Raw genomic sequence first — 13,998 nt, forward strand, 5'->3', positions numbered from 1 at the left:
CCTTATGGCACGGACCGACTTACGGAGCGTTAATTCCAACAACTTCGGCGGGAACCCTTCCCTCGATGTCGACTTTTTAAGTTGCATTAGCAACCAGCGTTGAAATCTTGGTTTCGAGATCGTCACCCGGGCACAGTCTTTGCCATTCAGGCCCCAGCTGATGTCGAAACCAGGTCGCCTGCCGCTTGGCATATTGCCGTGTTGCGATCTTGGCGCGTTCGATCGCCTCGGGAAAACTGGATTGTCCGGCCATCGCGGCCTGCAGTTCGCGAACGCCGATCGCCTTCATCGCCGGCAGATCCGGATCGAGGCGAAGGGCCACTAATTGCCTGACCTCCTCCAGCGCACCCTTGTCCAGCATCTGGTCGAAGCGCCTTTCGATGCGATCAACCAGCGCCGCCCGGTCCGGCTCGATGACCAGGAAACCGGCCGTCTGCCTGTCGATGAGAGGGCGACCGCGCGCGGCCTGCCAGTCCAGGATCGATCGGCCGGAGGCGTCGAGAACCTCCAGCGCCCGTACGATGCGCTGGCTGTCGGTTGGCTTCAGCTGCATGGCGGCTCTCGAATCCTCGCGCAGCAGCAGGGCGTGCAGCTTGACCGCGCCTTGCTCCTTCAGCTCATAGCGCCAACGGTCGCGGATCGGCTGCGGAATATCGGGCATTTCCGAAACGCCTTCGGCAAGCGCGCGAAAATAAAGGCCGGTGCCGCCGACGAAGATCGGCCGCCGCGAGAGCGTTCCGTCGTCGATGAGTTTCATCACGTCGCGCAGCCAGGCGCCGGTCGAATAGGCGCTGCCGGGATGGACGTGCCCGTAGAGAAAATGCGGCACGCGTGCAAGCTCGGCCGCCTCCGGCCTCGCGGTCAACACGTCGAGAACAGAATAGCCTTGCATGGAATCGGTATTGACGATGACGCCGCCTGCGCGCTCGGCCAGATCGAGCGCCAGTGCTGACTTGCCGCTGGCGGTCGGCCCGGCTATCAGGATCGCGTTCTTCACGCGGCCTTCGCCCGCATCCGTGCCGGAATTTTCGATGCCGCTCATTGCCACGCTTGTTTCCCGTCCCGCCGACCGCGCCCTGTCGCCGTCGCTTGCGAATATGGCCTCGCGCTCGGTGGGCGCAAGCACTGTCGTCTGGCTGGCAGAAGGAATTGCCTGCGATCTCGCTTTGCCGCAGGCGGTCGACACCGCCGATATCACCGCTACGCTGCGCACCGCACTGGCCGCCGAACCGGTCGATGTGATCGTCCAGCAGGCCGAAACGCGTCGCAAGAAAATCCTCCTCGCCGACATGGATTCGACCATGATCGATCAGGAATGCATCGACGAACTGGCCGACGAGATCGGCGTCAAGGAGCACGTCGCCTCGATCACCGCGCGATCGATGAACGGTGAGATCGCCTTCGAGCCGGCGCTGCGCGAACGCGTGGCGCTGCTCAGGGGCCTCGATGCCGCCGTCGTCGACCGCATCGTCGCCAACCGCCTGACATTGGCCTCGGGCGGCCGGGCGCTGGTCCGGACCATGCGCGCCAACGGCGCCTGGACAGCGCTCATCTCGGGTGGCTTCGAGGTCTTCACCACGCGCATCGCCGATATGCTCGGCTTTCAGGAAAACCGCGCCAACCGCCTGCTCGAACAGGACGGACGCTTCACCGGGCTGGTTGGCGAGCCGATCCTCGGCCGCGCCGCCAAGGCCGAGGCGCTGCTCGAAATCGCGGCGCGCCTGGAATTGACACCGGCCGACGCCATTGCCGTTGGCGACGGCGCCAACGATCTCGACATGATCCGCCTCGCCGGCACCGGTGTGGCGCTTCATGCCAAGCCAGCCGTGGCGGCGCAGGCCAGGGTTCGCATCGACCATGGCGACCTCACCGCGTTGCTCTATGTCCAAGGCTATCGTCAGGAAGAGTTTGTGCAATGAAACCCATGCGCACCGAGCGCCTCGTCCTGCGCAACTGGGAAGAGCGCGATCGTGAGCTCTTCCATCGCATCAACTCCGATGACCGCATCATGGAGTTCTTCCCGTTCCGCCGCGACCGCGCCGCCGCCGACGCCAAGATGGACCAGGTCCGTGCCTGGGTCGATGCGGACGGCCATGGCTTCGCCGCTGCCGAGATTGCCGCCACCGGTCAGTGCATCGGCTTTGTCGGGCTCTCAGGAACCGAGGATATGGACGTCCTGCCGGCTGGCACGATCGAGATCGGCTGGCGGCTGGCGCCCGAATTCTGGGGCAAGGGCTATGTCACCGAGGCCGCCGAGGCATGGCTCGCCTATGGGTTCGAGACGCTTGGCCTCGACGAGATAGTGTCCTTCGCCGTTGCGGAAAACCACCGCTCGACCGCCGTCATGAAACGCCTCGGCATGACGACCGACCCGTCGGCCGATTTCGATCATCCCGGCATCCCCGACAGCCACTCCGCGCTCAAGCGGCATGTGCTCTATCGGCTCTCGCGCGCCGAGTGGCAGGCGCGAAAAAAGGCGGCCGGTTAGCCGCCTTTTAGAAGTCGCTCGATTGAAAGCTCAATCCATCCGGATCGTCACGAAGCGCAACTCACCGGTCTTCGATGCCAGCATCAGCAGCGCGTTCTTTCGGCCCTGCTCCTTCAGCGCACCGATCCGGTCCATGACATCCTTGGGCGTGGCGACCGATTCCTGCGCGATCTCGGTGATCACCTCGCCCGGCTGGATGCCGCGCTCGGCGGCGGCCGAGTCCTTTGCCACGTCGGTGATGACGACCCCGGAGACATCGGCGGCGATGCTGAACTTCTTGCGCGTCTCGTCGTTGAGCTCGCCAACGGTCATGCCAAGCACCGAGGCGGTCGAGACGGCCGGAGCCTTGTCGCCGCCCTTGTCCTGATTGGTATTGCCCGGCTCGCCGCTTGCGAGCTTCTCGCCATCCTCAAGCCGGCCGAGCGTCACCTTCACGGTCTGCTCGACACCCTTGCGCACGATCAGCACGTCGACGGCCTTGCCGACGGGGCTTTCGGCGACCACGCGCGGCAGGTCGCGCATTTCATGGATGTCCTTGCCATCGAACTTGATGATGACGTCACCGGCCTGGATGGTGCCGTTGTCGACGGGACCGCCCTTGATGACGCCGGCGACCAACGCGCCCTTGGCCGTGGTCATGCCGAGGCTTTCGGCGATGTCGTCCGTCACCGGTTGGATGCGCACGCCGAGCCAGCCGCGCCGCGTCTCGCCATACTGGCGCAACTGGTCGACAACACCCGAGGCGAGCTGCGAGGGGATGGAAAAACCGATGCCGATCGAGCCGCCGGACGGCGAAATGATCGCCGTGTTGATGCCGATAACCTCACCGGCGCTGTTGAACAGCGGTCCGCCCGAATTGCCCCGATTGATCGCGGCATCAGTCTGGATGAAGTCGTCATAAGGACCGGAATTGATGTCGCGGTTGCGCGCCGAGACGATGCCGACCGTGACCGTGCCGCCAAGGCCGAACGGATTGCCGACCGCCATCACCCAGTCGCCGACGCGCATCTTGGTGGAATCGCCGAATTTCACTGCGGTGAGCTTGTGGCCTTTCGGATCGACCTTCAGCACGGCGACGTCGGTCTTGGTGTCGGTGCCGACCAGCGTCGCCTTCAGCGTCACCCCATCCGAGAAATTGACCTCGATGTCGTCGGCATCGGCGATCACGTGGTTGTTGGTGACGACGATGCCTTGTTCGGCGTCGATGACGAACCCCGAGCCCAGCGACTGCACCTTCTGCGCGCTATTGTCCTTGCCGCCGCCGCGATTCTTGAAGAAATCGTCGAAGAAGTCCTGGAACGGCGAGCCTTCGGGAAGCTGCGGCATCGGCACGGCACCCGGACCCTCCGTGCCCTTCACCGTCTGCGAGGTCGAGATGTTGACCACCGCGCCGAGCAGGCCTGCCGCGAGGTCGGCCACCGAAGCAGGCCCGTCATTGGCGAATGTCGGCGTCACGAAGGACGGGATGGCGACGGTGCCGACAAGAAGCGCTGCCGTGCCAGCGATGAACGTCCGCCGTACCGTGCGCAAAAGCAGTGTGGATGTCATCGAGAGGCCTCCCGGTATTCTGAGAAAGAAAGCGCAACGGCGAAAACACCGTGCTGCGCCATGTTGGCAAAAAATACGGCACGTTTGCGGCTAGGACTATCCGCGGAGGATAAATCCTCCGTTAGCGCCAAGACGAAAACCGGCCGCCTCACCCGCCTCGCACCAGCCAGACGATGCCGACACCGATGGCGACCGCGGCCAGCCCGGCGATCCGCAACGCATTCTCCGGCATCGACAGCACCTCGCCCGCGAGCTTCCTCGCGAAGGCGGGGAAGCCGCCATAGACCAGGCCCTCTATGACGAGGACCAGGCCTATCGCCGCGAAGAAATCCTGCACCGGCCGTTACTGGCCGGTGCTGGGTTGTGTCGTCGGCGCGGCAGGTGCGGCAGGTGTCGGCGCTGGTTTCGCCGGCCCTTCCTTGCCATCGGGGTCGCGGAAGTAGCGGAAGAACTCCGAACTCGGCGACAGCACCATGGTCGTCCCGGTATTGTCCAGCGCCGTGCCGTAGGCGTTCATCGACCGATAGAAATCGAAGAAGGCCGGATCGCGCTTGTAAGCGTCGGCGAAGGTGGCGCTGCGTTGGGCCTCGCCCTCACCGCGCAGGATCTCGGACTCCTTCTGCGCTTCGGCGATAATCTCGACGACCTCGCGGTCGGCGCGAGCGCGGATGCGCTGCGCCGCCTCGTTGCCGCGTGCCCTGAGTCTTTCGGCCTCGGCCAGACGTTCGGCCTTCATGCGATCGTAGGTCTGTTGCGAGACCTCGGCCGTGAGGTCGGTGCGGCGGATGCGGACATCCTCGATCTGCAGACCGAGCGAGGTGGCGTCGGGCCGGAGCTGATCGCGCACTTCGCGCATCATTACCGCGCGCTCTTCGGAGAGGGCGGCCTCGAAGTCGCGCAGACCGTAGACGCGGCGCAAGGCGGCGTCGAGACGGGTCCTCAGCCGGGCTTCGGCCAGTTCGATCTGGCCGGACACGGCAGCACGGAACACACGCGGATCCGAAATGCGGTAGGCGATGAAGGCATCGACCTCGTAGAACTTGCCGCCCGAAACCTGGACGCGGATGTTGTCGAGGTCGAAACGCAGCACCCGGTTCTCGATCAGTTGCACCGTGTCGGCGTCAAAGAACGAGAACGGCGCCTTGAAGTAGATGCCGGGTTCGGTCTTGACGTCGACGATTTCGCCGAAGCGCAGCACCAGCGCCTGCTGGCGCGCATTGACCACGAAAACCGACGAATAGATCAGGAACAGGATAACCGCCGCGATAACGACGAAGACGGGAAGACGGTTGCCCATCACCGGTTACCTCCCGTGTTCGCGCCAGGCGCGGCTGATGCAGGCGCTTTCTGCTGCAATGCCGGCAGCGGCAGATAGGGAACGACCCCTTGCCCGTTGCCCTGCTCGACGATGACCTTGCCGGAGTCCTTCAGAACCCTCTCCATGGTTTCGAGATAGAGGCGCTTGCGCGTCACGTCGGGCGCCTTGGCGTATTCGTCGTAGACGGAGATAAAGCGCTGCGCCTCACCTTCGGCTTCCTGCACCACCCTGTTCTTGTAGGCGGCCGCGTCTTCGCGGATCTGTGCGGCCTCGCCGCGCGCCTGACCCAGCTTCTGGTTGGAATACTGGTTGGCCTGCTCGACGAACTTGTCCTCGTCTTGTTCGGCGCGCTGCACCTCGTCGAACGCGTCAGCCACTTCGCGTGGCGGTGCCGCGTCCTCGATCGAGATGGCGTTGACCTGCAGACCGGCCTTGTAGCCGTCCAGCGTCGTCTGGATGATCTCGCGCACCGAGGCCGCAATGCCCTGGCGGTCGTCGCGGAAGATATCCTGCGCCGGCCTGCGGCCGACGGCTTCGCGCATGGCGCTTTCGGCGACCTGCCGCAGCATGCCGTCCGGATCGGAGACGTCGAACAGATAGGCCCGGGGATCGGAGACCTGATAGGCCACCGAAAACTGCACGTTGACGATGTTCTGGTCGCCCGACAACATCAGGCCGTTGCCACTGGTGTTGCCGCCGCCGATATCGACGAGCTGCTCGGAAATCTTGGCCGTCTCGACGGTTTCAAGCGGCCACCAATGGAAATGCAGGCCGGGCTGCGACAGTTGGGCCTTCGGCTTGCCAAAGCGCAGTTCGACCGCAACCTCGTCGGGCTGCACCGTATAGACAGCCTGGAACGCCCACAGAACGACCAGCACCGCGGCGATCAGCCCGAACACGGCCGGACTGGTGCCACCGCCGCCGGGCAGAGCGCGCCGCAGCCGGTCCTGGCCGCGGCGGATGATGTCTTCAAGATCGGGAGGCGAGCCCTGCGGGCCGCTCGGTCCCTTTGGCCCCTGCCCCCAGGGTCCCTGATTGTTGCCGCCGCCCCCCCACGGGCCGCCGCCTCCGCCACTCTTGTCGTTCCAGGGCATGAATGTCCTTTCGCTTGGAATTCCCTCAAGCGCCGGCGTTGCGGCGCAAATCCAGTTGTTCTTCTATAGGGACGCCACCGCACGCTTTCAACGCGATGCGCCGCCGACTTCATCCGTTTTGGGCCGATAGCGACCCTTTGTCGTCCTCAATACCGTTTTTGTCTTTCAAAGTATCTCGCTGCGGCGCTCGTAAACCGTATAGCGTGTTGCATGGCTGTCCTTTTCGCCGGCCGGAACATCCTGCGTGCTCACCACGCGCCAGGATTTCGGATCGATCGGCGGGAAATGCGCATCGCCGTCGACGGCGGCCAGCACATGGGTGACGTGCAGCCGGTCGGCCAACGGCAGCGCCTGGGCATAGATCTCGCCGCCGCCGACAACGCAGACCTCGTCCACGCCAGCCATGCAGCGTCCGCGCACCGTTGCCAGCTGAATCGCGGCTTCCAGCGTATGCGCCACCTCGACGCCCTCGGCGCGCCAGGCCTTGTCGCGCGTGACGACGATGTTCAGCCGGCCCGGCAATGGCCTGCCTATACCTTCATAGGTCTTGCGGCCCATGATGATGGGCTTGCCCATCGTGTCTGCCTTGAAACGCTTGAGATCGGTGGAGAGCCGCCAGGGCAATCCACCGTCCCGGCCGATCACGCCATTCTCTGCGATGGCAACGTAGATCGCGACGTGCATCAGTTCGCATCCCCGCCATTGCTGTCCGACGGTTCGAGCAGCAGGATATCGATATCGTGCTCGGGATAAAAATCGTCCGCCGTCACCTCGAAGGTCGTCGGCCCGACCTTTTTGACATTGTCGCCACAGAACGAAACCAGCGCTTTCGGATTGCCCTTGTCGACGGTCAGCTTGAACTTGCCGATAGTGCCGGCCGCCCAGTTGCCGCCGGTGGTCAGGATATAGGCGATACGGCGCTCGTAATACCGGGGATAACCGTCCGCATTGTCCTTGGCGGCCTTTCGCACCGCATTCTCGAACGTGTCGTCCATGCAGTAGCGGGTCTTGTAGGCCGCGTACTGCCCCTGGAACTTGCCGTCGTAGAAGAAACTGACCGAAGACGTACCGCCGACGCTGGGCTTGTAGCGGTGCGAGACATGAACGTCCTTGTTCGCCGGAAAGGTCGAGCGCCACCAATAGGTCGAGCGCAATTGCCAGAAGGGTGTATAGGCTGGGGTGGCGCCCGGGCCGCTGTCCGCCTCTGGATCCTCGATGATGATGCCGCGGCTCTCCCAGTCCCGAGCAACCGCCTGCGGCAGCTTCGCCAGTGCCGCTTTGGCCGCATCGCCGAACGGATTGAACGGCACATTCTGCGCCTTGAGGTCGGCACTGATGTCGATGCCGAGCGCAAATACCTTCTGCTCGAGCTGCGGTTTTGCCGCGGCACCGTCGATCGTCACCTCGAAACCGAGGAAATTGTCGCTCTGGTTTTCGGGGATCGCCGGCATCTCCTCCGGATCGCCCGAGATGTCGGGCATCGGGAAGGCGACGATCGCGTCAACGTCCTTGTCGGTGTTGTTGTGGAAGACGTAGTCGACTGCCACCTTTTCTGGCGAGATGAAGAGGTCCTCGCTTTGCATCGCCACGGCGTCGCTGCGCGACAGGATCAGGCCGCCAGTGCCGAGTTCGGCAATCGAGTCGTTGGCAAAGGCAGGCGCGATTGAAAACGCTAACGCTCCGCCCAGAACATATCGCAACATCGAAGCCCCCTCGGCTGGAATGCCTGGAATGACCCTAGCCGTTTCGACGTGGCGTTTCAAAGCCCTTCCGCATCCGAGGCACGCCGGTCTGGACTATCAGGTTCCGATCAGGCAGGAGTTCGCTCCATGCGCAAACTTCTCGTCATCGGCATCGGCGCCGGCAATCCCGACCACCTGACCGTGCAGGCCATATCAGGCCTGAACCGGGCCGATGTGCTGTTCATCCCCGACAAAGGGGCTGACAAGAACGACCTTGCCGAACTGCGGCGCGAGATCTGCGACCGCTTCGTCACCAACCCCAAGTCACGCCGGGTCGAGTTCGACGTGCCGGTGCGCGCCGAGCCGACATCCTCCTACCGCTCGACCGTCGACGACTGGCACGAAGCCATCGCCGCCATCTATGAAGGCTTGATCGGCGACGAGCTCGGCGACGACGGCTGCGGCGCATTCCTGATCTGGGGCGATCCCTCGCTCTACGACAGCGCGCTACGCATCCTCGAGCGGGTGCGCCTGCGAGGCAATGTCGTCTTCGAACTGGACGTCATCCCCGGCATCACAGCCATCCAGGCGCTTGCCGCCAGCCACAAGACGGCGCTGAACCGGATCGGCGATTCCATCCTGATCACCACCGGCCGCAGGCTTACCGACGAGGGGCTGCCCGAAAATGCCGGCAGCACCGTCGTCATGCTCGATGGCAAATGCGCCTTCAACACGCTGGCCGACCAGGATGTCGTCATCCAGTGGGGCGCCTATCTCGGCACGCCGGACGAGATCATCATCTCCGGCCGTCTCCGCGATGTCGGCGCCGAGATCGAAAAGCGTCGCGAAGAGGTCCGCAAGGAAAAGGGCTGGATCATGGACACCTATCTTCTGCGCAAGCCGGAATGAGGCAGTAGGCAGTAGGCAGTAGGGAATGATATTCCCGAAGTGAAGTAAGTCATCTGTTCGAACAAAAAGCTCCGACCGTCGAGAACGGTGCTGCCACCCAACTGCCTAGTGCCTACTGCCTACTCTCTTATTGCCTACCCCGCATCAATCTCCGCCTGCAATGCCTCCATATGCGTCACCGCCGCGGCGGTCGCCGCGCGTTCGATGGCTCGAAAGCGGCTGACCACCGCAAGGCCAACGGACGTCAGCTGCGCACCGCCGCCCTTGCGGCCACCGGTCTGCGCCGAAACCAGCGGCTTGCCGAACACCCGGTTCATGTCCTCGACCAGATCCCAGGCATGCTTGTAGGACATCTCCATGCCGCGCGCGGCGGCCGAAATCGAGCCGAAAGCGGCAATCTGCTCCAGGAGTTCGATCTTGCCCGGACCGATTCGCCCGTCGGGATCGAGATTTATCCGCAAGCTCAGCGACGGCATTTTTGCTTCTCCGCGATCACCCCAGCCTGTCGGAACTGCTTGGGTGATATCGTTATTCCAAAACAATATAGCGACGCTCGCCGCCCCTGTCAGCCATGCGCTTCGAGCGGCAAGCCGGCGCTGGTGTTGGCGCGGTCGAAACTCACTGTCTTGACCACCGCGAAAACCTTGCCGCCAAGCCGCAGCCTCAGCGCCTGCCGCGACTGTTCGGTGATCCGGGCCAGCACGGTCGCGCCATGGCAATCGATGCCGATCTCGACGGTCGGCCCCTCGCCCGGATTGATCGCCACGATCATGCCGGGCAGAATGTTGAGCGCGCTGAGGCCCGTTGGTTCCTCCGTCGCGATCATCACATCGCGGGCACGAATGCGGATACGCACAGGCGCTCCGGGCTTCATTGCAAGGCGCGGCACGCGGATCTCGCCGGCGGCCGAGCCGAGCACGGTCATGCCAAAAGCCTCGTCGTGACGCAGCACTTTGGTATCCAGAACCGCACCGCCCTCGCCGCGCTCTTCGGCCGGCAACAGGTCGAGCCTTTGCATGACCGCCTCGGTCGGACCTGAGGCAACGACCTTGCCCTGCGCCAGCATCACCACGTCGCTGGCCAACCGCGCCACTTCGGCGACCGAATGGCTGACATAGACGATCGGGATCTTCGTCTCGTCGCGCAGCCGCTCGATATAGGGCAGGATCTCGGCCTTGCGCGCCTCGTCGAGCGAAGCCAGCGGCTCGTCCATGAGCAGCAATCTGGGGCTGGCCAGCAACGCCCGCCCGATCGCCACCCGCTGCTTCTCGCCACCTGAGAGCTTTTCCGGGCGCCTGTCCAGCAGCGGTCCGATGCCGAGCAGGTCGACAACAGCCTCCATGTCGGCGTAGCGTTCCTTTGCCGGCGTGAACCAACGGCCGTAGCGCAGATTGCCAGCCACGCTCATATGCGGAAACAGGCGCGCGTCCTGGAACACCATGCCGATGCGGCGTTTGTGCTTCGGCACGAAAATGCCGGCATCGGTGTCGACCAGCACGCGGCCCTCGACCTCGATGCGCCCCTTGTCGGGCCGGATCAGCCCGGCGATCATGTTGATCAGCGTCGTCTTGCCCGAACCGGACGGCCCGAACAGCGCCGTCAGCCGCCCGGCGCTTTCGAAGCGGACGTCGATGGCGAAATCGCCGAGCCGATGGCGGATATCGACGAGGACGCTCATTCGATATCCATCCGCCGGCCGACCCGCCGCGCCAGCACTTCCGAGGCGACCAGTGCCGCCATCGAAATGATAATCGAGATCAGCGTCAGCCGCAGCGCGCCCTCATCGCCGCCCGGCACCTGCGTGAAGGTGTAGATCGCCGACGGCAGCGTCTGCGTCTCGCCGGGGATGTTGGAGACGAAGGTGATGGTCGCGCCGAACTCGCCCATCGCCTTGGCGAAAGACAGGATGGCGCCGGCGATCAGCCCGGGCAGGATCAGCGGCAGCGTGATGGTGCCGAACACCCACAAAGGATTGGCGCCGAGTGTTCCCGCCGCCGCTTCCATCTTGCGGTCCACCGCCTCGATCGACAGCCGGATCGCCCGCACCATCAGCGGAAAGCCCATGACACCGCAGGCGAGTGCCGCACCTGTCCAGCGGAACGAAAAGACGAGGCCGAAATGGTCGGCCAGGAAGGTTCCGGCCGGGCCGCGCTTGCCGAAAGTCAAAAGCAAAAGATAGCCGGTCACGACAGGCGGCAGGATCAGCGGCAGGTGAACCACGCCATTGAGCAGCGTCTTGCCCCAGAACTGGCTCCGGGCAAGCAGCAGCGCGATCGCTATGCCGGGCGGCAGGCTGGCGAGCATCGCGACAGTCGCCACCTTGATGGACAGCCGGACCGCATTCCATTCGTCGGGAGTGAGGTCCAGCAGCCAGGTCATGTCGAGGCATCAGGTCCTTTTCGAAACTCAGTTGCTCGGGGTGAGCACCGTGAAGCCCTGCTCCTTGAAGAGCGCGCCGGCCTTGGCCGACTGCAGGCACTTCAGGAAGGCCGGCGTGTCCTTGTCCTTCGAATCGGCGGTCTGGGCAACCGGATAGATGATCGGCGCATGCGAATCCTCCGGGAAGGTGCCGACCACCCTGACGCCTTTTTCGGCATGCGCGTCGGTGGCGTAGACGATGCCCAGCGCCGCTTCGCCGATCGAAACCAGCTTCAGGGCTGCGCGAACATTCTCCGCCTGCGCCACCTTGCCCTCGACAGAGGACCAGACGCCGAGCGATTCCAGCGCGGCCTTGCCGTATTTGCCGGCAGGCACCGCCTTGAAATCACCCATGGCGAGCTTGCCATCGCCAATCAGCCTGGCCAGGTCGAACCCCTTCTCGATCTTGGCTTCGACCGTCGAATCGCTTGGTGCCACCAGCACGATTTCATTGCCGAGCAGCTTCACTTCGGTGTCGGGCCTGGTCAGCTTCTTGTCGGAGAGATACTTCATCCAGTCGAGGTCGGCCGAGATGAACACGTCGGCCGGCGCCCCGCCCTCGATCTGCTTGGCCAGCGCCGAACTCGCGGCGTAGGACACCGTCGCGACCTCGCCGACATCGGCCTCGCAGGCCTTGTTCACCGCGTCGAGCGCATCCTTGAGGCTGGCCGCCGCGAACACCACGACCTTGTCTTGCGCGTGTGCCGCCGGCACCGCGACCATCAGTGCCGCCGCAAAACCGCCAATGGCGATCGCCCTCGATCCGAAACCTTCGCGCGTCATCGAAAACTCTCCCTGGTTTGAAATCCGATCGGCTCTTGGCCTGCCGATCGATATATCCGTTTGAACATAACAAGGGAAGACGTTTCACCCGACGGCGGCATTGCACGCGGGCGTCGGGCCGACCTACGATAGGGCTGGTTTGGATACAGCGAAAAGCAAAAGAGTTGACCGCATGAAGATCAGCGCCCGCAACCTTCTCAAGGGAACGATCATCGAGATCGTCAAGGGAGCCACCACCTCGCATGTCAGGATCGACATTGGCGGCGACGCCATCGTGACGGCCTCGATCACCAACGAAGCCGTGGCCGACCTCAAGCTCCAGGCGGGCAAGCCGGCTTACGCCGTCATCAAGGCTTCGGACGTCATGGTGGCGATCGATTGAGCCTGGTGGCTCACACCGCGATCGGCGCCTTGATCGACGCATCGGCGATGTAGTTTTCCAGCCGGAAATCCTCGAAGCGGAAGGCGAACAGGTCCTTCACCTCCGGGTTGATCCACATCGTCGGCAGCGCCCTCGGCGTGCGCCGCAGCTGTTCGCGCGCCTGTTCGAAATGGTTGGAATAGAGATGCGCGTCGCCGAGCGTGTGGACGAAATCGCCCGGCTTCAGCCCGGTCACCTGCGCCACCATCATGGTCAGCAGCGCGTAAGACGCGATGTTGAACGGCACGCCGAGGAAGATATCGGCCGAACGCTGGTAAAGCTGGCAGGAAAGCCGGCCTTCGGACACATAGAACTGGAACAGGCAGTGGCAAGGTGGCAGCGCCATCGCCTCCACCTCGGCCGGATTCCAGGCCGAAACGATCAGCCGCCGCGATTGAGGATTACGGCGTATCTCTTTCAGAAGATTGGCGATCTGGTCGATCGAACCGCCATGGCCATCCGGCCAGGAACGCCACTGCTTGCCGTAGACCGGGCCGAGATCGCCATTCTCATCCGCCCATTCGTCCCAGATCGTAACGCCGTGGTCGGTCAGGTATTTGATGTTGGTGTCGCCGGCCAGGAACCACAGGAGTTCATGGATGATCGACTTCAAATGCAGCTTCTTGGTGGTGGTGACCGGAAAGCCGCGCGAGAGGTCGAACCGCATCTGGTAGCCGAAGACGGAGCGCGTGCCGGTACCGGTGCGGTCGCCGCGATCGGCGCCGTTTTCCAGCACATGCTGCAGGAGGTCGAGATACTGGCGCATCGGTTCCGGCTCGATTCGAAAGTTCAGGCATTATAGCTGCCAGACAGGCGGCCGAACACTCAAAACGATGTCAGCGTTGCTGGTACCACGGCAATCGCAGCCTCCCTCTCCCCGTCTCTATACGGGGAGGGGATGCCGGCAGGCAGGTGAGGGGCAGCGCCACCGTCCGGAGAACCGCAAATTCAAAGCTGAAGCAATCGGTCAGCCACGCCAACCCTTCGTAACCCGACACGACAGTCAAAGCGAGCCGAGCTTGCCCAGTTCCTTGGCCACCAGATAATAGAAGGTCACCCGGCCCTTGCTGTGGTCCGCATGCATTGCCTTGCAGGTTTTCTCGATCGCGGCGTCGGCTTTCGCCCCGTCGCTAACCCCGAGCTTCTTGGCAACCCAGCTCTCCTTGACGCGCTCAAGCTCTTTCGGATCCGTGCAGGACACCAGCGAGGAGTCGCGGTTCCTCAGCGCAATACCCAGATGCTTGACGATCTTTTCGACGGCGTCGGCGCTGGCGCCCGCGTCGTATTTCTTCACATCCGCAAGATAGTCGGCCATCAAAATTCCCCTCGTCGGCGCC

General features: G+C 63.6%; 17 protein-coding genes. 4 read left to right on the forward strand and 13 right to left on the reverse strand.

Annotation, left to right across the window (positions count from 1 at the left end; translation table 11 throughout):
- Positions 1–76 precede the first annotated feature (76 nt).
- On the reverse strand, positions 77–1,042 hold the full coding sequence (gene miaA / locus FJW03_RS11690; protein ID WP_140765987.1) for a tRNA (adenosine(37)-N6)-dimethylallyltransferase MiaA: 966 nt from the start codon (positions 1,040–1,042) through the stop codon (positions 77–79).
- Here miaA and serB point away from each other — a divergent pair.
- Together serB and FJW03_RS11700 are read left to right on the forward strand one after the other, a co-directional pair.
- Positions 1,032–1,919 carry a phosphoserine phosphatase SerB gene (serB, locus tag FJW03_RS11695; protein ID WP_140607887.1) on the forward strand — a complete coding sequence of 296 codons (888 nt, stop codon included), beginning with the start codon at positions 1,032–1,034 and terminating at the stop codon, positions 1,917–1,919. The genes miaA and serB overlap by 11 nt on opposite strands.
- The gene (locus FJW03_RS11700; protein WP_140765986.1) at positions 1,916–2,488 is read left to right on the forward strand and encodes a GNAT family N-acetyltransferase; all 573 of its coding nucleotides are present in this window, start codon (positions 1,916–1,918) and stop codon (positions 2,486–2,488) included. The genes serB and FJW03_RS11700 overlap by 4 nt, the downstream gene beginning before the upstream one ends.
- A 30-nt stretch (positions 2,489–2,518) precedes the next feature.
- Here the strand turns inward: FJW03_RS11700 and FJW03_RS11705 are convergent, their stop codons facing one another.
- The 6 genes from FJW03_RS11705 to FJW03_RS11730 form a co-directional block, all read right to left on the reverse strand.
- Entirely contained in the window at positions 2,519–4,036 is a 1,518-nt protein-coding gene (locus FJW03_RS11705) for a DegQ family serine endoprotease (protein ID WP_140607892.1), read from the reverse strand.
- A gap of 148 nt (positions 4,037–4,184) precedes the next feature.
- Entirely contained in the window at positions 4,185–4,373 is a 189-nt protein-coding gene (locus tag FJW03_RS11710; RefSeq protein WP_140607894.1) for a DUF2065 domain-containing protein, read from the reverse strand.
- A 6-nt stretch (positions 4,374–4,379) separates the two neighbouring features.
- Positions 4,380–5,333 carry a protease modulator HflC gene (gene hflC / locus FJW03_RS11715; protein WP_140765985.1) on the reverse strand — a complete coding sequence of 318 codons (954 nt, stop codon included), beginning with the start codon at positions 5,331–5,333 and terminating at the stop codon, positions 4,380–4,382.
- On the reverse strand, positions 5,333–6,448 hold the full coding sequence (hflK, locus tag FJW03_RS11720; protein WP_140765984.1) for an FtsH protease activity modulator HflK: 1,116 nt from the start codon (positions 6,446–6,448) through the stop codon (positions 5,333–5,335). Before hflK ends, hflC begins: the two co-directional genes overlap by 1 nt.
- A 165-nt stretch (positions 6,449–6,613) precedes the next feature.
- Positions 6,614–7,132: a dihydrofolate reductase gene (locus FJW03_RS11725; RefSeq protein WP_140699622.1), complete on the reverse strand. Its 519-nt coding sequence runs from the start codon at positions 7,130–7,132 to the stop codon at positions 6,614–6,616.
- Positions 7,132–8,151 (reverse strand): DUF4424 domain-containing protein, encoded by a 1,020-nt coding sequence (locus tag FJW03_RS11730; RefSeq protein WP_140765983.1) that lies wholly within the window; start codon positions 8,149–8,151, stop codon positions 7,132–7,134. The genes FJW03_RS11725 and FJW03_RS11730 overlap by 1 nt, the downstream gene beginning before the upstream one ends.
- A gap of 126 nt (positions 8,152–8,277) precedes the next feature.
- Here FJW03_RS11730 and cobF point away from each other — a divergent pair, with 126 nt between their 5' ends.
- Positions 8,278–9,039: a precorrin-6A synthase (deacetylating) gene (gene cobF / locus FJW03_RS11735; RefSeq protein WP_140765982.1), complete on the forward strand. Its 762-nt coding sequence runs from the start codon at positions 8,278–8,280 to the stop codon at positions 9,037–9,039.
- Between the two features lie 134 nt (positions 9,040–9,173).
- Here the strand turns inward: cobF and FJW03_RS11740 are convergent, their stop codons facing one another.
- The 4 genes from FJW03_RS11740 to modA all read right to left on the reverse strand — a co-directional run bounded on the left by FJW03_RS11740 (position 9,174) and on the right by modA (position 12,240).
- Positions 9,174–9,515, reverse strand: coding sequence for a winged helix-turn-helix domain-containing protein (locus tag FJW03_RS11740; RefSeq protein WP_140607905.1), 342 nt, complete (start codon positions 9,513–9,515; stop codon positions 9,174–9,176).
- An 89-nt stretch (positions 9,516–9,604) separates the two neighbouring features.
- Positions 9,605–10,717, reverse strand: a complete 1,113-nt coding sequence (modC, locus tag FJW03_RS11745; protein WP_140699963.1) for a molybdenum ABC transporter ATP-binding protein — start codon at positions 10,715–10,717, stop codon at positions 9,605–9,607.
- The gene (gene modB, locus FJW03_RS11750) at positions 10,714–11,418 is read right to left on the reverse strand and encodes a molybdate ABC transporter permease subunit (protein WP_140765981.1); all 705 of its coding nucleotides are present in this window, start codon (positions 11,416–11,418) and stop codon (positions 10,714–10,716) included. The genes modC and modB overlap by 4 nt, the downstream gene beginning before the upstream one ends.
- A 27-nt stretch (positions 11,419–11,445) precedes the next feature.
- On the reverse strand, positions 11,446–12,240 hold the full coding sequence (gene modA, locus FJW03_RS11755) for a molybdate ABC transporter substrate-binding protein (RefSeq protein ID WP_140765980.1): 795 nt from the start codon (positions 12,238–12,240) through the stop codon (positions 11,446–11,448).
- 172 nt (positions 12,241–12,412) lie between these two features.
- Here modA and FJW03_RS11760 point away from each other — a divergent pair, with 172 nt between their 5' ends.
- Positions 12,413–12,622 (forward strand): TOBE domain-containing protein, encoded by a 210-nt coding sequence (locus FJW03_RS11760; protein WP_140765979.1) that lies wholly within the window; start codon positions 12,413–12,415, stop codon positions 12,620–12,622.
- A gap of 10 nt (positions 12,623–12,632) precedes the next feature.
- Here FJW03_RS11760 and FJW03_RS11765 read toward each other — a convergent pair whose 3' ends face one another.
- Positions 12,633–13,427: a thymidylate synthase gene (locus FJW03_RS11765; RefSeq protein ID WP_140765978.1), complete on the reverse strand. Its 795-nt coding sequence runs from the start codon at positions 13,425–13,427 to the stop codon at positions 12,633–12,635.
- Positions 13,428–13,664: 237 nt separating this feature from the next.
- The gene (locus tag FJW03_RS11770) at positions 13,665–13,976 is read right to left on the reverse strand and encodes a DUF2853 family protein (protein WP_140607920.1); all 312 of its coding nucleotides are present in this window, start codon (positions 13,974–13,976) and stop codon (positions 13,665–13,667) included.
- Positions 13,977–13,998: the final 22 nt, after the last annotated feature.

This window comes from Mesorhizobium sp. B4-1-4 (assembly GCF_006439395.2).
Taxonomy (GTDB): domain Bacteria; phylum Pseudomonadota; class Alphaproteobacteria; order Rhizobiales; family Rhizobiaceae; genus Mesorhizobium.